A 22360-nucleotide genomic window follows, 5' to 3' on the forward strand; every position below is an offset into this window, starting at 1 on the left:
GTGTCGGCCCGCGCCAAGGGTCGCAGGCGACCCGTGAACTCCCATCGGGATTTCCGGAGTTATGACTTTCCGGAGCTCCGAATCGCCGTCATCGCCACTGCGTCAGCGAAGCGCTGCCGGCCCGAGCCGGACATGAGAATCCGGCCCGTGGCCACAACGGCACACGGAGCAGCCCGACAGCATGCCGGGCACAGATGTCAAAGATACCCGCCCACGCAGATAGCGACGACCCGGGGGTCCCCTAAGGCCCCGGCGGCCCCACACGGGTGCCGGGCGGACCGCGGTTCCACGGTCACCACCGGCGGCCGAGCTCGGACCTGACGCGGGGCGGACACGCTCACACGAGCCGGTCGGTATCGGCAGACGTATATCGGCGGATGTCGAGAGGTATCGGGCGATACCGTCCTCACCTTAACGCGGTTCGGCCACGGTTTCGAGCATCCTGTGCGATCCGCGCGCCGCGCCGTCCCGGCTCCGCGACGGACGGAGCGCTGCGCAGTAGACAGGGCGCAGCAGACAGGCTCAGCGGCGGCGGACCAGGACGGAGGGGAACGGGGAACGCATGCATCCGGGAACGTTGATCGTCATTCTGCTGGTGCTGTGTGCCGTGGGCGCGGTCGTCGCCGCCGTCGCCGTCCGCCACGGCAACGCCCGGCGGCGGGTCTCACGGGAGGAGTTCGCGCGGCAGATCGGTGCTCGCGAGCACGATCCCCGGAGCGGCACCCGGCCGAGTTTCGGCCACTTCCCCGAGAAGGATCACTACACCGGCGTTCCGTTCACTTACGCCATGGAGTTCACCCGCAGCGGTGTGCCGGTCGTGGCCTCCGAGGTACGCAGCGGCGGGCCGAACACCCAGGTGCGCCACGTCGGCACGGTGCAGGTGCCCAGCGGGCTGCCCGTCGACGCGCCGCCGCTGATGGTCGGCGAGCACTGGCGCTGGGTGATCGACCCCGACACGTTGCAGCGTGTCCGCGCACTCGACGGCTTCCCGGACTCCCGCATCCGCGCCATGTGCGGCGACGAGGAGTTCGCACGGCGCGTCGTCACCCCCGAGCTGGCCGCCGTGTTCGCCGCGCACCGGAGGATGCGCTGCATGCCGACGGTGACGTTCGAACAGGGCGTGATCTCGACGTCGGTCGGGATGCGCCTGGCCCCGGAATCGCTTCTGCGCGGCACCGACATGCTGATCGAGATGGCCGCGATCCTGCGCCGGCAGCAGGGCTATCAGTGCGATTAGGACGTGGGTCCGCCGCAGTCCGGAAAACCGGAGGGAACCGCCGAGGCCGCGGACCGGTCGTATCGGGCACGGGTTCTTCCAGGAGGCGGACATGACCGGATTCAACGTCGAGATCGAGGCGCTCAGCGGCTACGGCGAGAACCTCGCGTCGTTCAAGGAGCAGGCGGGCACGTTCGGCGAGCTCACCGACACCGCCGACGTGGGCGACGAGTCGTGGGGTGTCGTCGGGATCATGACGAAGGGCAAGTACGACGAGGCCCTCGCCGAGTTGAAGAACCTCATCGAGGCCATGAAGGAAGGTCTCGACAGCACGGCCGACAAGATCGGGACCGCTGCCGCGATGTACCGCGGCGACGACGAGGCGCACGCGATGAACCTCGGCGGATTCCTGGTGGACATCGACACGAGCGACGCGGGCGGCGCCGGAACCGGCAACGCGACGGACCCGCGGGTCTGAGGGAACTGGGGAGCATGGCCATGACCGAGGTCAACGACGTCGCGGGCGGCATCGAGCTGAACGCGGACAACGAATCGGGTATCGGCGACTACGCCGCGGGAGTCGCGTCGAGCACGCCGGGGCTGAAGACGGCGATGAAGGGCGTCGACACCGTCACCAACTACTGGCAGGGCATTCCCGAGGACCCCGACGCCCTCGACGTGGTGCTGCACGGCGCCAACTGCGCCACCGACACGGCCGCGTTCGTCGCCGAGTGCGGCACCGAGGCCGCGATGGCCGTGCTCGACCCGGTGGGCTGGCTCGTCGGCAACGGGCTCGACTTCCTGCTCAGCGTCATCACGCCACTGCAGGACGCGCTCCACTTCGTCACCGGCGACGGTCCCCGCCTGGCCGAGGCCGCGGAGGACTTCCAGTCGATCGGCAGCGGGCTGGTCGAGTACGCGGGCGAGTTCCGCAGCGTGGCCGACGAGGCGTTGCAGGACTGGAACGGCGATGCCGCGGAGGCGGCCAAGAACGCCCTTGCCGACTTCTCCGCGGGTATCGACGGCGTGGCGACCAGCGCAGGCGGGGTCGTGGAGATCCTGAAGCTGTCCTCGATGCTGATGCAGGTGATCGAGGAGGTCATCAAGGCCATCATCACCGAGCTCGTCAGCTGGCTGATCGCGCTGTGGCTGCCCGCTCTGGCTGCGGCGGTGCCCACGGCGGGCGGTTCCACCGCGGCTGCGGGCGCGGCGACCGCCCCGAAGGCGGCCGCGACCGTGTCGAAGGTGACCTCGAAGCTCGGCAAGTTGGGCAAGATCCTCGACAAGATCTTCGAGTTCTTCCAGAAGTTCGGCTCAGCGATGGTCAAGCTGGGCAAGCGGCTGGGTGTCAAGCCGGGTGGCATGGCGGGCAAGGTCGACGACCTCGCCCGGATCGGCACGACCGGGGGCAAGATCGGCAAGATCGCCGCGGAGACAGGCAAGGCCGGCGCGGCCCAGCTCGCCGAATCGCTCACCGGCATCGACCCGACCGGCGGAGGACCCGACAACGGTCTGCAGGCAGGCAAGACCGTCAACGACCACTACGGCACGATCATCGACCACGTGCGCGACGCCAAGGAGGTCGCCGACGGCGCGAACACCGGCAACGGCATGTCCGCCGAGGAGACCGAGGACCACCTGCGCATGTGACGCCGCTCGGTCCGCGCGCCGTTAAGGTGTGCCGCCGGTGGAGGGCCTGGAACGGGGAGGAAGGCCGTCGCATGTCGCTCGACAATCCTGTGCTGTGGGTACTGGTGCTGATCATCGTGGTGATCAGCTGGGTGATGGGCAGACGCCGCAGGCGTCTCGACCGTGAGCGGGACACCCGGGTGGCGCAGGCTCGGTCGGTGTTCGTGGGACGTCTGCGGGGCACCGAGTACTCGCCGGACCGGTTCCCTCAGCCGTCGTTCGGCTACTTCCACGAGGTCGACCGGTGGACCCCGCCGTTCCACTGGGCGTTCGAGTTCCAGCGCGGCGGCCACCGGGTGCTGGTCTTCGCGATCCGCTCGCGGGAAGGCGTCAACAAGCACGCGCCCGACGGGGTGCGTCACGAGACGACCGTCGAGATCCCGGTGCCCGTGACGCCACAGCTGTGGCTCGGTGGCAGGAACGACTGGGTGTGGGCACCGGGCAGGCCGGAGGAACCGCACCTCGTCGCGGGCACGCCCGCGGACGAGGCCGGAATGCACGTGCTGTGCGCCGACGAAGACTTCGCGCGCCGGTTCGTGACCCGCGAGCTGGTGCAGACGTTGCGCATGCACGGCGGTCCGCGCACCCCGCCCGCGATCATGGTCGAACACGGCGTCGTGCGTACCAAGGCCTACCACGGCCCGACCCTGCACGAGGAGGCGATCCTCCGCGCCGCCGACCTGCTGATCGCGGCCGTGCAGAACGCAGGCCGGGACGCATGGCCTCCGCCACCGGTGGCCTGAACCGCACCCGTGTCCGGTGACGATTCCGCTACGGTGCGGTACTGATGCGCACACGAGGGGAGGCGGAGCGCGGATGGAGCTGGATGCAGGAACGACGACCCTGCTGATCGTCGTCGCGTTCGGGCTGGGCTGCTGGCTGCTGGGCTGGCTGTGGACCCGCGCCGAGGAACGCCGGGTGACCACACAACGCACCCGATTCACCCAACAGGTCGGCGGCGTCGAGCACACGGGCGACGGCCCCACCCGGCCCACGTTCGGCCACTTCGACCCGCCGGACGCCTACACCCCACCCTTCCACTGGGCCGTGGAGTGGAACCACCGCGGTTTCCACACGCTGGTCTACGAAACCCGCACCGTGAAGATCAAGAACGCGAGTGGAAGCAGCACCAGCAAGGTCAAGAAGGTGACGCACCACAGCGCGGTGCAGATGCCGGCGCCACCGACCCCGTGGCTGCGCATCCAGCCACGCACGCGCTACACGGACGTGTTCGTCGACGCGGCGGACACCGTTCAGGGGACGGCTGCCGACCACCACGATCTGATCGTCGAGTGCCGCGACCCGGAGTTCGCGCGCACCTTCGTGTCGCAACAGCTCGTCGACACGATCATGTCGCCCCGGTACGCGAAGCCGTTCCGGCCCACCGTGACCTTCGAACACGGAGTCGTCCAGGCCGACCAACGGGGGCCTGGTCGCCTCCACCCGGAAGGGACCATCGCCGCGGCCGATCTTCTCGCGGACGTACTGCAGACCATTCCCCGCACAGTGTGGAACCGAACTGATGCGTCGTGGAACCGGACTGAGGCGCCCCATGAAACCGGGCCCTCCGGTATGTCGTCCAAGGACGGCGGAACACCGTAGGGCGGTGTCCGACGTGCGACACCGTTCCGCCGACACTGTTCGGCAAGACTGTTCGACAAAAGCAAGACCGCCGAGGCGGCCGCAGACCGGGGCCGAGGCGTACACCGTGTTGAGGGGAGAGGCGAAGTGTCAGCGGAGTTCGACCGGCTCGTCGCAGAGTTCGAGAAGTTCCAGTCCAGGTTGAAGCGCGTCGACGAGCAGATGGCAGGCGTGGCCGACATGCAGAGCGAGTTGTCGGAACTCGAGGCCACGGCGTCGAACTCCGACCGCTCCGTGACCGTCGTCGCCGGCCCGGGAGGTTCGGTCAAGGACATTCAGCTGACCGACAAGGCCATGACCCAGCCGCCGCAGGCACTCGCGGCCGCGATCAAGTCCACGTTGTACGAAGCGGTCGCGGAGGCGGCACGCAAACAGGCCGGCATCGTCGACACCCACATGGGCGGTCTGGGCATGAACGTCACCGACCAGGTCATCGAGACGCAGGCCGAGGCATTCGGCATCTCGAAGGAGGAGCTGCGCCAGCGCATGGCCGAGGAGCAGCCCGCGCGTGAATCGGTCCCGGTCGAGGAGGAGTACCACGAGGACTACTCCCACCAGAGCGTCTTCGACGGCGACGGTGACGACAACGCGCCGGCAGCGACTCCGCCCGCGAGCGGTTCGGCTTCGTCCGGCGACGAGTTCCTGAAGAGCTTGTTCAACGACGAGGAGGAGCGTCGATGACCACAGGCGGACCGGGCTTCGCACTCGACCCCGAGCACCTTCGGAAGTACACCCAGAATCTCGGGCAGTACAAGGAGCAGACCCAGGAGTTGGCCCAGAACGTGCATCAGGCCGACGTGGGCGACAAGTCGTGGGGCATCGTCGGCCTGTTCACGAAACAGGAGTACACGGAGCTGCTGAACGAGCTCGACTCGCACATCAAGAGCATGTTGGACGGCCTGCACTCCGCGGCGGAGAAGATCAACGACTCGGCCGAGAAGTACGAGACGAACGAGCGCGAAGTGGCCAGGCAGTTGAAGGCGATCCTGACGAACATCCAAACGGCGCAAGGGGGGCCGCAGGTTGGCTGAGGTGGAGGACGTCACGCAGGACGTCAACATCGAGACGAGCAACGACTCCGGGCTCATCAACACCGGTGCGATCGCCGAGAACACGCCGGTGGTCGGCAGTGCGGTGGATCTGGTCAGCAAGTTCTGCGAAGGCCCCGGCGAGGATGCCGCCCAGGCCAACGACTGGACCAGGACGCTGGCGATCGACAGCACCGCCTTCATCAGTGAGGTCGGGGGGTTGGCGCTCGACATCGCGTCGGATCCGCTCGGTTGGCTCGTCGAGCAAGGTCTCGACTTCCTCATGTCGGTCGTCCAGCCACTCGACGACATGCTGAAGATGGTCACCGGCGACGGACCTGCGCTCGAGCAGGCTGCGGGCAACTTCGGCCAGATCGGTCAGGCCTTCGAGGCGATGAGCCAGGACTTCCCTTCGGTGTCGAACGAGGCGTTGGCCAGCTGGCAGGGCGACAGCGCGAACGCCGCAGGGGCGCGGCTCGCCTCGTTCGCCGACGGCGTGGCCGGCGTCGCCTCGAAAGCGGGCAACGTCGCGGAGGTCCTGAAGCAGTCCGCGATGGTGATGCAGGTGATCGAGGAGGTCATCAAGGCCATCATCACCGAGTTCGTGAAGTGGCTCATCCTCACGTGGGTGCCGGCGCTGCTCGCCGCAGGGCCGACGTTCGGCGGTTCGACCGCCGCGGCCGGCGCGGCGACCGGTGTGCGCGCGGGGACCACCGTGGCCGACACGTCGCAGAAGGTCTCGAAGCTCCAGCAGCTGATCAACAAGATCAAGGACTGGTTCGCGAAGATCAAGGACTCGTTCAAGAGCCTGGGCTCTTCGCAGGGTCTGAAGGACGCGGCGATGAACTCCCTCGAGAAGGGCGGTCTCGCGAAGACCCGGGATCTCGTCGACGAGGCCACCGGGAAGGTCACCGACCGGGTCGTCGAGCAGGTCAGCAAGGGTGAAGCGGCGAAACAGGTCGCGGGCAACGTTCTGCAGGCAGGAGCGGAGGAGGCCATCACCCAGACGACCGGCGTCGACGTCGATGGCCTCACCAAGGTGGCCGACGGCGAAGTGGGAGCGCTGCCCGGAGTGGTGAAGACGGCCAACGATCACTACATGGGAGCCAAGGAAGACGCCGAGGAGAACGCTGAGTACCGGAACATCGGCGAGCAGCAGTCCGACAGCCGGATCAGCGGCAACCTCGACTTCTGATTCGAGTCGCAGATGAACCCCGTCGCCGTCGTCGTTGTCGTCGTATGGGTGGTGCTCGCGGTCGCCGGGGTGATCCTCGGGCTGCGGGCCCCTCGGGAGCCGACCCGGGATCGCGGGCGCGAGCGGATTCGTGACGAGTTCAGCAACGGGTTCGTCGACCCGGTCGTGTTCCTCCCCGGCGAGGCCGCCCAGCTGCCGTACGGATTCCTCCCCGCCCCGCTGCAGCCGGGAGCACATCCGTTCGACACCGCCCTGGCATCGCCCTATCGCGGCCACGAGCTGCTCGCGTTCGTCCGGCACGTGCACGTCCGGACCATGGACGGCACGGCGCAGGCCCAACCCTGGACGTACGTCCAGGCCCGCGTCCCGCCGCTGCCCCGGATACGGCTCTGCGGCGGGGAAGCACTGCGCGAAGGCCCGCCTCCGAACCTGGCGAACACGCAGCGGATCCACATCGGACACGACGCCTTCGACCGCGCGTTCCAGCTCTACACCGACAACGAGCAGGCCGCGCGCGCCGTGTTCCACGGCCCGGTGCTCGACTACCTCGCCGTCGACAGCCGCTACCACCACAAGGTCATCTCGTTCGACGGCGACGTGTGCTGGCTGCAGATGCCGACGGAGCTCGATGTGGACAGTGTGTGCGTGGGCGCCGACGTGCTGATCGACCTCCTCGACCGGATTCCCTCGACCGCGCGGAACGGAGGTGCCCGCCGATGATGCAGGAATGGGGCGGCCCACTGATCGGGGCGCTGCTCGTCGGCGCGCTCATCTTCGGTGGCGCCTTCCTCGGAATGCGGCATCTGCGGTACGACGGCCCTCAGGCACGCGCCGAGGAGGACAAGCGCAACACCCGGCTGCGGTGGTTCGCCGATCGCGTCCGTGCGCAGATGTTCCGGTACGAGATGGGCGGCCGTCCCGAGTGGGGCGTGATGCCGACGTCGGCCTCCGACGGATTCGGGGTCGGCCGCCGCACCGAGTGGAACACCGCCATCCGCTTCCAGTACCGCAACCACGACGTACAGGCCATCGACTACACGTACTGGATCCACAGGCGCACCAGAAACAGGACGCGGTCGATCGAGTACAACAAGGTCTTCTACGAGGTGCGTACCCCTCCGTGGCCACTGGTGCAGATCTCGTCGAGGTACATACACACGTTCACCGGACCCGGCGACCAGTTCCCGGAGATCACGCTCGGAAACGAGTTCGACCGGTGGTTCCGCGTCCACGCCGAGGACGAACGCTTCGCCCGCACGCTGCTCCAGGGCCCCGTGCTCGACTTCCTCATGGCCGACCAGCGCTGTCAGACGAAGTGGATGGTCTTCCAGGAGGAATGTCTCTGGTGGGACCGCCCGGGCAAACTCGACGCGGCCGCGGTCCTGCGGCACGTCAATCCCCTCATCGACATCGTCGACCGGCTCCCCCGCCAAGCCTGGCAGTACCGCCGCTGAACACGGAACAGGCAGAACACAGAAGGACGGACATCTGAGCCATGACAACCGTGTACGTCCTGGTCGTGGTGGTGCTGGTGGTCCTGCCTGCGCTCGCCGCGTGGTCCAGCCGCCGTGGGCGCCGGCGTCAGGACACGGCGCACGCCGCCGTCCTCGAGGAGTTCGCCGCCGGCCTCGGCGGGACGGTGCATCGCAAGCGGCAGGCCGGTGCCTGGTCGGCGCACCTGAAGCCGCCCTTCGACCGGCAACTCGCCGGCTTCCGCCGGTTCCTGACGACACACCGTCCTCGCAACGAGTACGCGGTCGAGTTCGCGCGAGGGCCATGGCGGGTACGAATCAGCGAGGCATCCCTGGAACGGCGGTCCACCGGCTCCTCCGGCCGGAACACCATCCACGAGCGTCGCGTCGAGATCGCCACGGCCGACATCGCGCCCCTCGTGCTCCAGGTCAAACAGCACACCGACGTCGACGGCCGGCCGATCGACCCGGATGCCGGCGCAACCGCACCGCCTGTGCCCGCGACCGTGGCCGCACGCGGTGGCGCTTGGGTGGAAACACCGGTGTCGACCCCGGCGAATCAGCACCTCGCGGCCTTCACCGGCGACCACGCCGCCGCAGCGCGGATGGTGAACGCCCAGGCCACGGCGTGGCTGCTCGACCGGCTGCACCCCATGGCACCGCGGATCTTCACGTTCGAGTCCGGCCTGTTGTACGTGACATTGCCCGGCCGCATCGACCCGGCCAAGGACGTCGAGACGGTCAACACCCTGCTCGGACTCCTCGACTGCATCCCCGAGGCATCGCCGACGCCACCGGACGGCCAGAGCCACCTCATCACCGAGGCTGTCCCGACGACTCGGCCCGAGGAGAAGGGCTCGTCGATGTCCACGCTCGGCGTGGTCGGCATCATCCTCGGCATGCTGGCGCTCGTCGTCGGGCTCTTCGGCTACGGCGGAGTGAACCTCGTCAACGGCGTCGCGTCCGCTTTCGGCCTCGGCGACGACGTGACGGTGACCGTCACCGACGAAACCGAGTGGAACAAGCGCAATCCCCATCTGTTCGGCGAATACACGATCGACGGCGAAACGCACTCGATGGCGCTGTCCAGCGGCGAGGTCGGCGAGGTTCTCGACGGCACCATGCCCGTCCTGCCGGTCAGCTGGCTCGGCATCGACGACGAACCGCTCACCGGCTGGGACCCGTTCTGGCTGCTCGTGATCAGCGCCGTGTGCTTCGGCCTGCTGGCCGTCCCGATCTGGCTCGTCGCCTCCAGCTCGTCCGAACGGCCCGCCGCCACCCAGGGGTCGACTGCGTCCCGGAATCCGCCGGGCACGCGGTCCTGATCAGCGGTCGAGGGCCGCGGCGAGATCGTCGAGGCAGGTGAACCGGCCGTCGACGACGTCGCTGTCCACGGGCGGATCGCCCACCGGGCGCGCCACGTACGCCGTGCGCATGCCGGTCGCCCGCGCCGCACGCAGATCCCACGCGTGCGCGGCGACCATCAGCACCCGTTCCGGCTCGCAGCCCACCACGTCGAGCGCCGCGCGGTAGACCTGCGCCGCCGGCTTGTACGTCCCGACGTCGTCGGCCGACAGCACCTGATGCCAGCGCAGCCCGGCACGCGCACTCAACCACAACAGCGTCGAGCGGTCCGCGTTGGACAGTCCCACGGTCGGCAGGGCCGACCCGATCCGCGCCAGCGCGGTTGCCGAGTCCGCCCACGGCCTCAGCCTGCGGCCGGCCAGCGCCAGCCGATCGACCACGGCGGCGTCGGCGAGGCCGGCATCGCCGGCAACCCGCCCGGCGGCCTCCCGGTCCAGGACCGTGCTGCCCGCGTAGGCCCGCTCCCCCACCACGATGCGGTGCTGCTGGTTCTCGACGTGCCGCTGCCACAGCGCCACCAGCTGCGAGACCCGGTCGTCGCCCGCGCCCGGGACGGCCTCGCCGATCGCGCTCCGGATTCCTCCCGGCTCGTCCACCAGCGTGCCCAGCACGTCGAAAACCACCGCCTCGACCCCGTCCACACCACCCTGCATGCCCCACTCCCATCGTCACCGGTTCAACTGGTGACGAGTTTGCTGCCACGGCCGTCACCGGTCAAGATGGTGACGTGGAGTTCTCCTTCGTGAGCGGCGATCCTGCGCTCGACCTGGCCGCGACCGTCGGATACCGGCGGACCGAACCCGTCGACCTCCTCAAGGGCCCTGCTGACCTGGAACGATGGGTGAGTGCGTGCGACGGGCTTCCTGCCGAGGTCGCGGCCGACCTCGCAAGCTTCGATACCGCGATCACCCTGAGGGAAGCGGTGTACCGCCTGGCGCTCGCCCGCACCCGCGGCGATCCGTTCGACCCCGCCGACGTTGAGGTCCTCAACGTGACCGCGAACGGCCCGGCACTGGCGCTCGAACTGGTCGACGGCGGCATGCGGATCACCGGCGGTATCCGCGCCGCGCTGGCCCACGTCGCCCGCAGCGGCATCACCGTGCTCGCCGCCGCACCAACTCCGAGTACGGCGAACCAGACTGCAGCGAACCAGACGGCAGCGGCCCCGGCTGCGACCTCCCCGGCTGCCAACTCCTCGAGTTCGACCACCACTCCGCCTGCCGCTCCGATCAAGGAATGCGCACGCCCCGACTGCACCCGCCTCTACCTGGACCGGTCCCGCGGCGCCCGGCGCACCTGGTGCGGCATGAGCGAATGCGGCAACCGTGTCAAAGCCGCCGCCTACCGTGCCCGACGCCGAGCGGCGGGCTGACACCGCAGTCAGCACCCGCACCGGCCGTCGCCGTCACCGCCGCGTGACACCACCGCGTGAGACACCGCCGTCAAACACGAAAAGGCCCTCGGTCCACATCGGACCGAGGGCCTTTTCCCTACTGCTTACCGGAAGTCGCGACCGAAGTCGTAGTCGTCCAGCGGCACCGCGGCACCGGTACCCGTACCGAACACGTCCGGGGTGTAGTAGCCGTCGTCGTAGGACGGGATCGCGTAGGCGGCGACCCGTGCCTCCTCCGTCGGCTGCACCTGGATGTTGCGGTACCGGTTGATGCCCGTACCGGCCGGGATCAACTTACCGATGATCACGTTCTCCTTCAGGCCGACCAGGGAGTCGCTGCGGCCGTTGATCGCGGCGTCGGTCAGGACACGCGTGGTCTCCTGGAACGACGCGGCCGACAGCCACGAGTCCGTGGTCAGCGAGGCCTTCGTGATACCCATCAGCACCGGGCGACCCGAGGCCGGCTCGCCGCCCTCGGCCACCGCCTGGCGGTTGGTCTGCTCGAAGCGCGTGCGCTCCGGCAGCTCACCCGGCAGGAACTCGGTGGCACCCGAGTCGATGATCGTCACGCGGCGCAGCATCTGCCGCACGATGACCTCGATGTGCTTGTCGTGGATGCCCACGCCCTGAGCCCGGTAGACCTTCTGGACCTCTTCCACAAGGTGCATCTGCGCCTCGCGCGGACCCATCACACGAAGCACCTCGTGCGGGTCCGGCGTGCCCTCGAGCAGCGGCTGGCCGACATCGACGTGGTCGCCGTCGGCGAGCGGGCCGTTCGGGCCCACCGCGAGACGCTGACGCTTCGACAGCTTGTCGAAGACGATCTCCTCGCTGCCGTCGTCCGGGATGAGCGTGATCTTCCAGAACCGCTCGCTCTCCTCGATGCGCACCCGGCCGTCGACGTCCGCGATCGGCGCCTTGCCCTTCGGCACACGGGCCTCGAACAGCTCCGTGACACGCGGCAGACCGGTCGTGATGTCGTCACCGGCGACACCACCCTGGTGGAACGTACGCATCGTCAGCTGCGTACCCGGCTCACCGATCGACTGGGCGGCGACGATACCGACGGCCTCGCCGACGTCCACCAGCTTGCCGGTGGCCATCGAACGGCCGTAGCAGGTCGCGCACACACCGACCGACGACTCACAGGTCAGCACGCTGCGCACCTTCACCTTGGTGATGCCGCTGGCGATCAGCTTCTCGATCGCCGGGTCACCGAGGTCGTCACCGGCGTTGAGCACCACGTTGCCCTGCGCGTCGACCGCGTCGGCCGCGAGGCTGCGGGCGTAGGCGCTGGTCTCGACGTTCGCACCGCGCACGATGCGGCCGTCGCCCAGGTCCTCACCGATGACCATGTTGATGCCGCGGCTGGTGCCACAGTCGGTCTCGCGGACGATGACGTCCTGCGAGACGTCCACCAGACGACGGGTCAGGTAACCCGAGTCGGCGGTACGGAGCGCCGTGTCGGCCAGACCCTTACGGGCACCGTGCGTGGCGATGAAGTACTCCGCCACCGACAGGCCCTCACGGAAGTTGGCCTTGATCGGACGCGGGATGTACTCACCCTTCGGGTTCGACACCAGACCACGCATACCGGCCAGCGACCGCACCTGCGTCATGTTGCCCGCCGCACCGGACTTCACGATCATCGAGATCGGGTTGTCGTCCGGGAAGTGGTCCTCCATGACCTTGGCGACGTCCTCCGTCGCCTGGCCCCACACCTTGACGAGCTCGTTGTTGCGCTCGGAGTGCGACAGCTGACCGCGCTGGTAGCGCTTCTCCACCTGGGCGGCCTTGGCCTCGTAGTCGTCGAGGATCTCCTTCTTCTCCGGCGGCACGAGCACGTCGGAGATGGCGACCGTGACACCGGAACGCGTGGCCCAGTGGAAGCCGGCGTCCTTCAGCCGGTCCAGGGTCTGCGCGACCTGGGTCATCGAGTAGCGCTCGGCGAGGTCGTTGACGATGACGGCCTGACGCTTCTTCGGCAGCGGCTCGTTGATGAACGGGTAGTCCGCCGGAAGCAGGTTGTTGAACAGCACCCGGCCGAGGGTCGTCTCGGCCAGCCACGCCTGGCCCGGCTCCCAGCCGGCCTCGCGCAGTTCGGCTTCCTGCTCCCGCGACGGCTGCCGGTCCTTCACGCGGATCTTGATCGGCGCGTGCAGGCCGAGCTGCTTCATGTCGAAGGCCATGATCGCCTCGGCCTCGGACGAGTACACGTTGCCCGCACCCGTGGCGTTCTCGTCGAGACGCGTGAGGTGGTACAGGCCCGTGACCATGTCCAGACGCGGCATCGCCAGCGGCCGGCCGGAGGCGGGCGAGAGGATGTTGTTCGCCGACAGCATCAGGATGCGCGCCTCGGCCTGCGCCTCCGCCGACAGCGGGAGGTGCACGGCCATCTGGTCACCGTCGAAGTCCGCGTTGAACGCCTCGCAGACCAGCGGGTGCAGCTGGATGGCCTTGCCTTCCACCAGCTGCGGCTCGAAGGCCTGAATACCGAGGCGGTGCAGCGTCGGAGCACGGTTCAGCAGGACGGGGTGGCCGTTGATGACCTCTTCCAGCACGTCCCACACGGCCGGCTTCGACCGCTCCACCATGCGCTTGGCGGACTTGATGTTCTGCGCGTGGTTGAGGTCCACCAGCCGCTTCATGACGAACGGCTTGAACAGCTCGAGCGCCATGTCCTTCGGCAGACCGCACTGGTGCAGCTTGAGCTGCGGACCGACGATGATGACCGAACGGCCGGAGTAGTCGACGCGCTTACCGAGCAGGTTCTGACGGAAGCGGCCCTGCTTGCCCTTGAGCAGGTCGGACAGCGACTTCAGCGGCCGGTTACCGGGACCGGTCACCGGACGTCCGCGACGGCCGTTGTCGAACAGCGCGTCGACGGACTCCTGCAGCATCCGCTTCTCGTTGTTGACGATGATCTCGGGCGCGCCGAGGTCGATCAGTCGCTTGAGGCGGTTGTTGCGGTTGATGACCCGGCGGTACAGGTCGTTCAGGTCCGACGTGGCGAAGCGGCCACCGTCGAGCTGCACCATCGGGCGCAGTTCCGGCGGGATCACCGGGACGGCGTCGAGCACCATGCCGCGCGGGTCGTTGCCCGTGGCCTGGAAGGCCGCGACGACCTTCAGGCGCTTGAGCGCACGCAGCTTCTTCTGGCCCTTGCCGCCGCGGATCGTCTCGCGCAGCGCCTCGGCCTCGGCGTCGACGTCGAAGTCCTCGGCCAGCTTCTGGATGGCCTCGGCGCCCATGCCGCCGGTGAAGTACTCGCCGTAACGGTCGACCAACTCGCGGTAGAGCAGCTCGTCGACGATCAGCTGGCGCGGCTCGAGCTTGGTGAAGGTGTTCCAGACCTCCTCGAGTCGGTCCAGCTCGCGCTGGGCCTTGTCGCGGAGCTGGCGCATCTCACGCTCGCCGCCCTCCTTCACCTTGCGCTTGACGTCCGACTTCGCGCCCTCGTTCTCGAGTTCGGCGAGGTCGGCCTCGAGCTTCTGCGCACGCTCCTCGATGTCGGCGTCGCGCTTGGCCTCGATGTTCTTGCGCTCCACGCCGATCTCGCTCTCGAGCGTCGGCATGTCGTTGTGCCGCAGCTCCGTGTTCACCGAGGTGATCACGTACGCCGCGAAGTAGATGATCTTCTCGAGGTCCTTCGGGGCCAGGTCCAGCAGGTAGCCGAGCCGCGAGGGAACACCCTTGAAGTACCAGATGTGCGTGACCGGGGCGGCCAGCTCGATGTGGCCCATCCGCTCACGGCGCACCTTGGCACGCGTGACCTCGACACCACAGCGCTCGCAGATGATGCCCTTGAAGCGCACGCGCTTGTACTTGCCGCAGTAGCACTCCCAGTCCCGGGTCGGACCGAAGATCTTCTCGCAGAAGAGTCCGTCCTTCTCCGGCTTCAGGGTGCGGTAGTTGATGGTTTCGGGCTTCTTGACCTCGCCGAAGGACCACTGGCGGATGTCGTCGGCGGTCGCCAGGCCGATGCGAAGCTCATCGAAGAAATTGACGTCCAGCACTAGAGGACTTCTTTCTCTCGAACGAAGTATGAGTCGTTAGCGGGCAGGCGGATCAGCCTTGGACGATCTCGTCGGCGGACGGCGACTCGTTCCGGGACAGGTTGATCCCGAGGTTCGCAGCCGCGCGCTCGAGGTCCTCGTCGTCGGAGTCGCGCATCTCGATGGCGGCACCGTCGCTGGAGAGCACCTCGACGTTCAGGCACAGCGACTGGAGCTCCTTCAGCAGAACCTTGAAGGACTCCGGGATCCCCGGCGAGGGCATGTTCTCGCCCTTGACGATGGCCTCGTAGACCTTCACGCGGCCGAGCACGTCGTCGGACTTGATGGTGAGCAGCTCCTGCAGCGTGTACGCCGCGCCGTAGGCCTGCATCGCCCAGCACTCCATCTCGCCGAAGCGCTGGCCACCGAACTGCGCCTTACCACCGAGCGGCTGCTGCGTGATCATCGAGTACGGGCCCGTGGACCGCGCGTGGATCTTGTCGTCCACCATGTGGTGCAGCTTCAGCATGTACATGTAGCCGACGGCCACCGGGTACGGGAACGGCTCACCGGAGCGCCCGTCCATCAGCGCCGCCTTGCCGTCCTCGCCGACCATGCGCTCGCCGTCGCGGTTCGGCTTCGTCGACGACAGCAGGCCCATCAGCTCCGCCTCGCGCGCACCGTCGAACACCGGCGTCGCGGTGTTGGTGCCCGGCTCGACGTCGCGCAGGTCCTCGGGCAGGCTCGCCGCCCACTCGGGGTTGCCCTCGACCTTCCAGCCCTGCGAGGCCAGCCAGCCGAGGTGCAGCTCGAGGATCTGGCCGATGTTCATACGACGCGGCACACCGTGCGTGTTCAGCACGACGTCGACCGGCGTGCCGTCCGGGAGGAACGGCATGTCCTCCGCGGGCAGGATCTTGCCGATGACGCCCTTGTTGCCGTGCCGGCCGGCGAGCTTGTCGCCGTCCTGGACCTTCGACTTCTTCGCCACGTAGACGCGGACGAGCTCGTTGACGCCGGGGGGCAGCTCGTCGTCCTCCTCGCGGGAGAACACGCGGATGCCGATGACCTTGCCGGTCTCGCCGTGCGGCACCTTCAGCGAGGTGTCGCGCACCTCGCGGGCCTTCTCGCCGAAGATCGCGCGCAGCAGGCGCTCCTCCGGGGTCAGCTCGGTCTCGCCCTTCGGCGTGACCTTGCCGACCAGGATGTCGCCGTCGCGGACCTCGGCACCGATGCGGATGATGCCGCGCTCGTCGAGGTCGGCCAGCACGTCCTCGGAGACGTTCGGGATGTCCCTGGTGATCTCCTCGGCACCGAGCTTGGTGTCGCGGGCGTCGATCTCGTGCTCCTCGATGTGGATCGAGGTGAGCACGTCGTCCTGGACGAGCCGCTGCGAGATGACGATGGCGTCCTCGTAGTTGTGGCCCTCCCACGGCATGACCGCCACGAGCAGGTTCTTGCCGAGCGCCATCTCACCGTTCTCGGTGGACGGGCCGTCGGCCAGCACCTGGCCCGCCTCGACGCGGTCGCCCTCGCCGACCACCGGACGGTGGTTGAAGCAGGTGCCCGCGTTGGTGCGACGGAACTTGTAGAGCCCGTAGGTCTTCCGCGTGCCGTCGTCGTGCATGACGGTGATCATGTCGGCGGACAGCTCCTCGACCACGCCGGCCTGCTCGGCGACGATGACGTCACCGGCGTCGACGGCGGCCGTGAGCTCGACGCCCGTGCCGACCAGCGGCGACGAGGCCTGCAGCAGCGGCACCGCCTGGCGCTGCATGTTGGCACCCATGAGCGCACGGTTGGCGTCGTCGTGCTCGAGGAACGGGATCATGCCGGTCGCGACGGAGACCATCTGCCGCGGCGACACGTCCATGTAGTCGATGTCCTGCGGGTCGATCAGCTCGACCTCGCCACCCTTGCGGCGGCCGAGGACCTGCTCCTCGACGAAGGAGCCGTCCTCGTTCAGCGGGGCGTTGGCCTGCGCCTTGACGAAGCGGTCCTCCTCGTCGGCGGTCAGGTAGTGCACCTCGTCGGTGACCTTGCCGTCGACGACCTTCCGGTACGGCGTCTCGATGAAGCCGAACGGGTTCACGCGGGCGTAGGCGCACAGCGAGCCGATGAGGCCGATGTTCGGGCCTTCCGGCGTCTCGATCGGGCACATCCGGCCGTAGTGGCTGGGGTGGACGTCGCGGACGTCCATGCCCGCACGCTCACGGGACAGACCGCCCGGGCCCAGCGCCGAAAGACGGCGCTTGTGGGTCAGACCCGACAGCGGGTTGTTCTGGTCCATGAACTGCGACAGCTGCGAGGTACCGAAAAACTCGCGGATCGCGGCCACGACCGGGCGGATGTTGATCAGCGTCTGCGGCGTGATGGCCTCGACGTCCTGGGTCGTCATGCGCTCACGCACGACGCGCTCCATCCGCGAGAGGCCGACCCGGATCTGGTTCTGGATCAGCTCGCCGACCGTGCGCAGACGACGGTTGCCGAAGTGGTCGATGTCGTCGGTCTCGACGGGCACCTCGGTCTCGCCCGGCTGCATCGTCTCCTCGCCCGCGTGCAGGCGGACGAGGTACTCGATGGTCGTGACGATGTCTTCCTCGGTGAGGGTGCCGGTCTCGTACGGCAGGTCGAGGCCGAGCTTCTTGTTGATCTTGTAGCGGCCGACCTTGGCGAGGTCGTAGCGCTTGTCCTTGAAGAACAGGTTCTCCAGGAGCGTCTGCGCGCTCTCCTTCGTCGGCGGCTCGCCCGGGCGCAGCTTGCGGTAGATGTCCAGCAGCGCCTCGTCCGTGCCGGCGGTGGAGTCCTTCTCGAGCGTCGCGAGCAGCGTCTCGGAGAACGAGAAGCGCTCGCGGATCTGCTCGGTCGTCCAGCCGAGGGCCTTCAGCAGCACGGTGACCGGCTGGCGGCGCTTGCGGTCGATGCGCACGCCGACGGTGTCGCGCTTGTCGACGTCGAACTCGAGCCACGCACCCCGGCTCGGAATGATCTTGACGCTGAAGACGTCCTTGTCGGTCGACTTGTCGATGGCCTGGTCGAAGTACACGCCGGGCGACCGCACGAGCTGGGACACGACGACACGCTCGGTGCCGTTGATGATGAACGTGCCCTTGTCGGTCATCACGGGGAAGTCGCCCATGAAGACCGTCTGGCTCTTGATCTCGCCGGTGTTGTTGTTGACGAACTCGGCGGTGACGAACAGCGGCGCCGCGTACGTCATGTCCTTGTCCTTGCACTCCTCGACCGAGGCCTTGACCTCGTCGAAGCGCGGGTCGGAGAAGGAGAGGGACATGGAGCCGGAGAAGTCCTCGATGGGCGAGATCTCGCCCAGGACCTCAGCCAGGCCACCGACCGGGTTCTCCTCACCGTCGTTGACGGCGCGTTCGAACCACGCATCGGAGCCGGTGAACCATTCGAAAGACCGGATCTGCACGTCAAGCAGGTCGGGGGTACCCAGCGGCTCACGGATCTTCGCGAATGAGACCCGCTTCGGTGCTCCTGGAATTCCCGTTGACGAGCGCGTCGAGGTGGTCGCAGCAGTGGCCTGATTCGCGGGAGAGACTGCCAAGATGCGTCCTTCCGGGGACATAAGCGGTTGAGCAGCCGCGTTAGCGACGAGCAACACGAACTGTCAAGGGTGCGGTAGTGCCGACCATCCTAGCTACCGACAATGGGCAGCATGAAAGTGGGCAGCGCAAAGAAGCAGTCTAGCCCCGAAGACGGCGACTTGTCGAGGGGGCTCGCCCAAGACGTGGGGCCCAAGCCTCGTTCGCTCGTCTCCGGCTCGCCTCCCGCAAGGCTTGCCGTGCGCTATTGCCTGTAAGCGTGAACCCCCGACCGCGCTGAGTCAAGCATTCACACGCCGGAGCCGACGGGTGGCGCAGTACGAAATAGATCACGTACGCCCGAGTATCGACAGCGCCGCGCCGGATATGGCACACGGGCCCGACACCGGACGTGCGAAGGGCCGTGACGCATCCGTCACGGCCCTTCCACCTGCGGTTACGGCCGCAGCACGACGTCAGTTCCCGCCGTTCTGGCCTCCCTGCTGGCCGCCCTGCTGACCGTTCTGGCCACCCTGCTGGCCGTTCTGATCACCGGGCAGTGGCGCACCGCCGGAAGGCTGTCCGCTCTCACCCTGGCCACCGGCAGGCTGCTCGGCGGCGTAGGTGTCCATGTTCGTCACCTTCCACTGGCCGTCGAGCTTCTCGGTCTCCAGCCACATCGCGGCACCGCCGGCCGACGACTGCTGGTCCGAGGCGCGGGTGGCCGACTGGTCAATGAACACCATGACCCTCGCGCGGTCGCCGTCGAGGTTCACCACGGCACTGCGCGAGGCGTGCACGGTCACGACGATCTTCTGTTCGGGGGCGAGCCGCTTGATCTCGCCCATGAGCGCGTCGTACTTCTGCTTGACCTCGTCGCCGGCCAGCAGCTCCTCGGCGGCCTTCTCGCTCTTGCCGAGGTCGTTGTAGTCGATCGAGAACAGCCGCTCGGCCGCGGTCGACATGGCATCGGTGACCTCGGAGGTCGCACCCATGTCGACCATCGCCGCGTTGCTCGTCGCGGCACGCGCGTCACTGCCCTTGATGTGGAAGAACACCGCCAGGCCCGCGAGCACCAGCCCCACCACGAGCAGCACCGCGACGGGCGCGTAGCCGACCCGCTTGGACCCGGCCGCGCCCTCGTCGTCGGCGTCGGCGGTGTTGTCGGCGGTGTTGTCGGCAGTGGTGTCGGCGTTTCCGGCGTCTGCGGTGTCTGCGGCGTCGGCGGTGTCGGCGGAGGCGGCGGCGTCGGCGGAGGCACGGCCCTGCCGTGCGCCCTTGGCACTCCGCGAGCTCGATGCGACGGCCGGGGTGCCCGGCTCCTCGACGTCGGCCGTCTCCGCCTCGTCGAGACTCGAGGGCTTGGCCCGCCCGGTGTCCCTGGCCTTCCTGCGCGGCCCGGGACGCGCGGGCCCGGCCGATGCACCTGAGGCCGATGCACCTGCATCCGATTCACGCGCGTCCGATGCACCCGCGTCCGACGTCTCCTGCGCGGGAGCCTCGGCAGGCGAGCCGGCCGACTCGGCCTGCGACGGGGACTGCTCCGGCTGCTGGACCTCCTCGGTGCCCTCGGTGCCCTCGGCCTGGGTGGGCCGGGGCCTGCGCAGGCCGGCGACCTTCGGACGGCGCGCAGGGGTCGGGGCCGGTCCCGCGGGGTGCGGGGTGGGCTTACGACGGTTCGGTGGCACGAATGGAACTCCGATCCTGCGCGATTACTGCTGGCCGGCCCCGGCGACGGGCACGTCGCCGATCTGCGACACCTTCCACGGGGCGTCCTCGCCCTGGCGCGAGAGCTGGATCTCCAGCCGCATCGTCTTGGTGCCCTCGTCGCTGCCGCGCTGCACCTTCGTGCTGGCCGCGGCCACGGCGCTGGCCTTGCCCTCGCGCGTGTTGAGCTCGTTGACCGCGATGTCGTGCACCGTGGTCGTCACCTTCGACTTCGCCTCGGTGATGGCCTTGCGGTACGTGTCCTCGGCCTGGGAGATCTGCTGGGACAGCTCGCCGGTGCTGAGCTCCTTCTGCCGCTCGAAGTACTCGTCGAGCTTGGTGTGGTCGAGCTCGGTGAACGCCGTCACCGCCTGGCCCGCGACCCGCACGACGTCCTGCCGTTCGGCCGCGACCTCGGCGTCCTCACCGGTGGCGTTGGCGAACCAGAGCACGCCGAACACCGCGGCGACGATGAACGCGGCCGTGGCGAACGCCGCCGCACCGATCAGCGTCCACCTCGGCAGACCCGACTCGCCCGAGTCCTGCGCACCGGACGACTCGCCGGCCTCGGCCGTGTCGTCGGCCGGGCCGGTGTCCTCGGCGTCCTCGGCCTCCTCGGCGGTGTCGGCGGTGCCAGCGGTATCAGCCGTGTCGTCGGTGCCGGCCGTGCCGGCGGTGTCGGCAGTACCGGCGTCGGTTCCGGCCGGCGACGCCTCGGCCTCGCCGGTCCTGTCTTCGGCCTCGTCGCCTCCGCGGGCCTTCTCCGGCTCGTCCGAACTCATAGCGCTCCAGGGTATTGCGATCGTGTCAGCTTGCCGTATGGCCCCTAGCTGGACGTTTGCCGTCTCGTCATCGGCCCGCCAGGCCCGCGAGCTGCCCGAGGCTCGTCAGGTCCACACCGGGTGCTCCCGCGACGCCCGGCGTGCCGCGCAGCGAGGCGAGCTCCTCCTCGTCCCTGGTCGAGTTGGCCTCGACCTGCTGCTCGGTCGGCTTGACCGGAACGCCGTTGTACGGGGCGTTCTGCGAACCACGCACGCTGATCGGACTGCCGGACGGCTCGGCGCAGTAGGCGTCCTCCTTGGGCGGCCGGTCCGAGGTGTCGTTGCCCGGCCGGTACTCGTCGGGCGAACGGTATCCCTTGGTGCAGGACGGCGGGTTGAACAGGTTCAACGCCAACCCCAGGTGAGCCGTGCCGTCGCCGGGAGCCACCGAGAACGCGCCACCGGTGACCATCGGGTAGGCGATGAACATCATCTCCAGCCCGTCCTGGCGGGTGGTGAGCAGGTTCGACGTCGTGAGCAGGTTCGCCGTGAGCGTCGACAGGCCGGGGCCGGTCTCGGCGAGCACCTGCTGCACCTGGTCGCCCACCTGCGGGGCCACGTCCACGAGCTTGCGGAAGTCGGCGTCGGAGTCCTTCAACGTCTGCGACAGCGACCGCAGGTCCCGGCTGAACGACCGCATCGAGCCGGTCAGCTCGTTCTGCGTGCGCAGCACGGTGGAACCGTGCTCGAGCAGGTCGACGGTCTGCGGCAGGTGCTCCTTGGCCACCCCGGTGAACTCGCGCGTGGTGTCCATGAGCGTCTGCAGGTCGTGCCCGGTGCCGTTGAACGCCTCGTACGACTCGTCCACGACGGTGCGCAGCGAGTCGGTCGGCACCGACTTGGCCAGCGACGACAGGTCGCCGATCAGCTTCTCGGTGGGCACCGGCGTCTCCGTCCGGTCGGCGCCGATGACCGATCCGGCCTCGAGGTACGGCCCGCCCGAGCTCTGCGGCTGCAGGTCGACGTACTGCTCACCGACGGCGGAGCGGTTGGCCACGACGGCCTTGAGGTCGGCGGGCACCTTCGGCGCGCCCGGCTCGATGTCCAGTTCGGCCTTGGTGCCGTCCGCGGTGAGGCTGAGCGGGCCGACCTTGCCGATGTTGTATCCGCGGTAGGTGACCTCGGCACCGGTGAAGATGCCGCCAGACTCCGACAGCTGCAGGTCCACGGTGTAACCGCCCTGGCCGAAGACCTCTTCGACGTCGGTGAACCGCACGAGCGCGTACACGATCGCGACCACGGACACCACCGCGAACACGACCAGCTGGATCTTGGTCTTGCGCACCAGCATCG

Annotated in this window: 18 protein-coding genes; 12 read left to right on the top strand and 6 right to left on the bottom strand. The window is 68.4% G+C overall.

All coding sequences use genetic code 11. From position 1 onward, the window contains the following. Positions 1-562: 562 nt before the first annotated feature. From IF64_RS0115850 to IF64_RS26135, 11 genes are all read left to right on the top strand, one after another. Complete coding sequence (locus IF64_RS0115850) at positions 563-1237, top strand: hypothetical protein (protein ID WP_030532895.1); 675 nt, start codon at positions 563-565, stop codon at positions 1235-1237. Positions 1238-1328: 91 nt separating this feature from the next. Further along, positions 1329-1694 (top strand): type VII secretion target, encoded by a 366-nt coding sequence (locus tag IF64_RS0115855; protein ID WP_030532896.1) that lies wholly within the window; start codon positions 1329-1331, stop codon positions 1692-1694. Positions 1695-1714: 20 nt separating this feature from the next. Continuing rightward, positions 1715-2866: a hypothetical protein gene (locus tag IF64_RS0115860; RefSeq protein ID WP_030532897.1), complete on the top strand. Its 1152-nt coding sequence runs from the start codon at positions 1715-1717 to the stop codon at positions 2864-2866. 71 nt (positions 2867-2937) lie between these two features. Then, positions 2938-3648: a hypothetical protein gene (locus tag IF64_RS0115865; RefSeq protein ID WP_030532898.1), complete on the top strand. Its 711-nt coding sequence runs from the start codon at positions 2938-2940 to the stop codon at positions 3646-3648. 73 nt (positions 3649-3721) lie between these two features. Next, positions 3722-4507: a hypothetical protein gene (locus IF64_RS0115870; protein ID WP_030532899.1), complete on the top strand. Its 786-nt coding sequence runs from the start codon at positions 3722-3724 to the stop codon at positions 4505-4507. A 126-nt stretch (positions 4508-4633) separates the two neighbouring features. Further along, a complete protein-coding gene (locus tag IF64_RS0115875) occupies positions 4634-5227 on the top strand; it encodes a YbaB/EbfC family nucleoid-associated protein (RefSeq protein ID WP_030532900.1) in 594 nt (197 codons plus the stop codon). Then, positions 5224-5577 (top strand): hypothetical protein, encoded by a 354-nt coding sequence (locus IF64_RS0115880; RefSeq protein ID WP_030532901.1) that lies wholly within the window; start codon positions 5224-5226, stop codon positions 5575-5577. Before IF64_RS0115875 ends, IF64_RS0115880 begins: the two co-directional genes overlap by 4 nt. A 1-nt stretch (position 5578) precedes the next feature. Beyond that, complete coding sequence (locus IF64_RS0115885) at positions 5579-6769, top strand: WXG100 family type VII secretion target (protein ID WP_051757898.1); 1191 nt, start codon at positions 5579-5581, stop codon at positions 6767-6769. A 12-nt stretch (positions 6770-6781) separates the two neighbouring features. Further along, complete coding sequence (locus tag IF64_RS0115890) at positions 6782-7489, top strand: hypothetical protein (protein ID WP_030532903.1); 708 nt, start codon at positions 6782-6784, stop codon at positions 7487-7489. Beyond that, positions 7486-8223: a hypothetical protein gene (locus IF64_RS0115895; RefSeq protein WP_030532904.1), complete on the top strand. Its 738-nt coding sequence runs from the start codon at positions 7486-7488 to the stop codon at positions 8221-8223. Before IF64_RS0115890 ends, IF64_RS0115895 begins: the two co-directional genes overlap by 4 nt. 41 nt (positions 8224-8264) lie before the next feature. Further along, positions 8265-9566 carry a hypothetical protein gene (locus IF64_RS26135; RefSeq protein ID WP_051757899.1) on the top strand — a complete coding sequence of 434 codons (1302 nt, stop codon included), beginning with the start codon at positions 8265-8267 and terminating at the stop codon, positions 9564-9566. On the opposite strand, the gene IF64_RS0115905 is transcribed toward IF64_RS26135, so the two are convergent. Then, a complete protein-coding gene (locus tag IF64_RS0115905) occupies positions 9567-10259 on the bottom strand; it encodes a haloacid dehalogenase type II (RefSeq protein WP_030532906.1) in 693 nt (230 codons plus the stop codon). Between the two features lie 74 nt (positions 10260-10333). Between IF64_RS0115905 and IF64_RS27520 the strand changes: the two genes are divergently transcribed. Further along, complete coding sequence (locus IF64_RS27520; protein WP_036876791.1) at positions 10334-10978, top strand: CGNR zinc finger domain-containing protein; 645 nt, start codon at positions 10334-10336, stop codon at positions 10976-10978. Positions 10979-11103: 125 nt separating this feature from the next. Here IF64_RS27520 and IF64_RS0115915 read toward each other — a convergent pair whose 3' ends face one another. From IF64_RS0115915 to IF64_RS0115935, 5 genes are all read right to left on the bottom strand, one after another. Next, positions 11104-15015 (bottom strand): DNA-directed RNA polymerase subunit beta', encoded by a 3912-nt coding sequence (locus IF64_RS0115915; RefSeq protein ID WP_030532908.1) that lies wholly within the window; start codon positions 15013-15015, stop codon positions 11104-11106. 52 nt (positions 15016-15067) lie between these two features. Continuing rightward, complete coding sequence (gene rpoB, locus IF64_RS0115920) at positions 15068-18562, bottom strand: DNA-directed RNA polymerase subunit beta (protein ID WP_030532909.1); 3495 nt, start codon at positions 18560-18562, stop codon at positions 15068-15070. Positions 18563-19015: 453 nt separating this feature from the next. Then, positions 19016-20227 carry a hypothetical protein gene (locus IF64_RS27185; RefSeq protein WP_051757900.1) on the bottom strand — a complete coding sequence of 404 codons (1212 nt, stop codon included), beginning with the start codon at positions 20225-20227 and terminating at the stop codon, positions 19016-19018. 24 nt (positions 20228-20251) lie between these two features. Continuing rightward, the gene (locus tag IF64_RS0115930) at positions 20252-21028 is read right to left on the bottom strand and encodes a hypothetical protein (protein ID WP_246134831.1); all 777 of its coding nucleotides are present in this window, start codon (positions 21026-21028) and stop codon (positions 20252-20254) included. Between the two features lie 67 nt (positions 21029-21095). Beyond that, complete coding sequence (locus tag IF64_RS0115935; protein WP_030532912.1) at positions 21096-22358, bottom strand: MCE family protein; 1263 nt, start codon at positions 22356-22358, stop codon at positions 21096-21098. Positions 22359-22360 lie beyond the last annotated feature (2 nt).

The sequence above is a fragment of the Prauserella rugosa genome (genome assembly GCF_000719975.1).
GTDB lineage: Bacteria > Actinomycetota > Actinomycetes > Mycobacteriales > Pseudonocardiaceae > Prauserella > Prauserella rugosa.

What these genes read in the sequence shown, in the direction of transcription:
- IF64_RS0115860 (WP_030532897.1), top strand. Translation starts at nt 1,715, where the DNA reads ATGACCGAGGTCAACGACGTCGCGGGCGGCATCGAGCTGAACGCGGAC.
- IF64_RS0115935 (WP_030532912.1), bottom strand. Translation starts at nt 22,358, where the DNA reads ATGCTGGTGCGCAAGACCAAGATCCAGCTGGTCGTGTTCGCGGTGGTG.
- IF64_RS0115895 (WP_030532904.1), top strand. Translation starts at nt 7,486, where the DNA reads ATGATGCAGGAATGGGGCGGCCCACTGATCGGGGCGCTGCTCGTCGGC.
- IF64_RS0115850 (WP_030532895.1), top strand. Translation starts at nt 563, where the DNA reads ATGCATCCGGGAACGTTGATCGTCATTCTGCTGGTGCTGTGTGCCGTG.
- IF64_RS0115890 (WP_030532903.1), top strand. Translation starts at nt 6,782, where the DNA reads ATGAACCCCGTCGCCGTCGTCGTTGTCGTCGTATGGGTGGTGCTCGCG.
- IF64_RS0115870 (WP_030532899.1), top strand. Translation starts at nt 3,722, where the DNA reads ATGGAGCTGGATGCAGGAACGACGACCCTGCTGATCGTCGTCGCGTTC.
- IF64_RS0115930 (WP_246134831.1), bottom strand. Translation starts at nt 21,028, where the DNA reads ATGAGTTCGGACGAGCCGGAGAAGGCCCGCGGAGGCGACGAGGCCGAA.
- IF64_RS0115855 (WP_030532896.1), top strand. Translation starts at nt 1,329, where the DNA reads ATGACCGGATTCAACGTCGAGATCGAGGCGCTCAGCGGCTACGGCGAG.
- IF64_RS0115865 (WP_030532898.1), top strand. Translation starts at nt 2,938, where the DNA reads ATGTCGCTCGACAATCCTGTGCTGTGGGTACTGGTGCTGATCATCGTG.
- IF64_RS0115905 (WP_030532906.1), bottom strand. Translation starts at nt 10,259, where the DNA reads ATGCAGGGTGGTGTGGACGGGGTCGAGGCGGTGGTTTTCGACGTGCTG.
- IF64_RS0115880 (WP_030532901.1), top strand. Translation starts at nt 5,224, where the DNA reads ATGACCACAGGCGGACCGGGCTTCGCACTCGACCCCGAGCACCTTCGG.
- IF64_RS26135 (WP_051757899.1), top strand. Translation starts at nt 8,265, where the DNA reads ATGACAACCGTGTACGTCCTGGTCGTGGTGGTGCTGGTGGTCCTGCCT.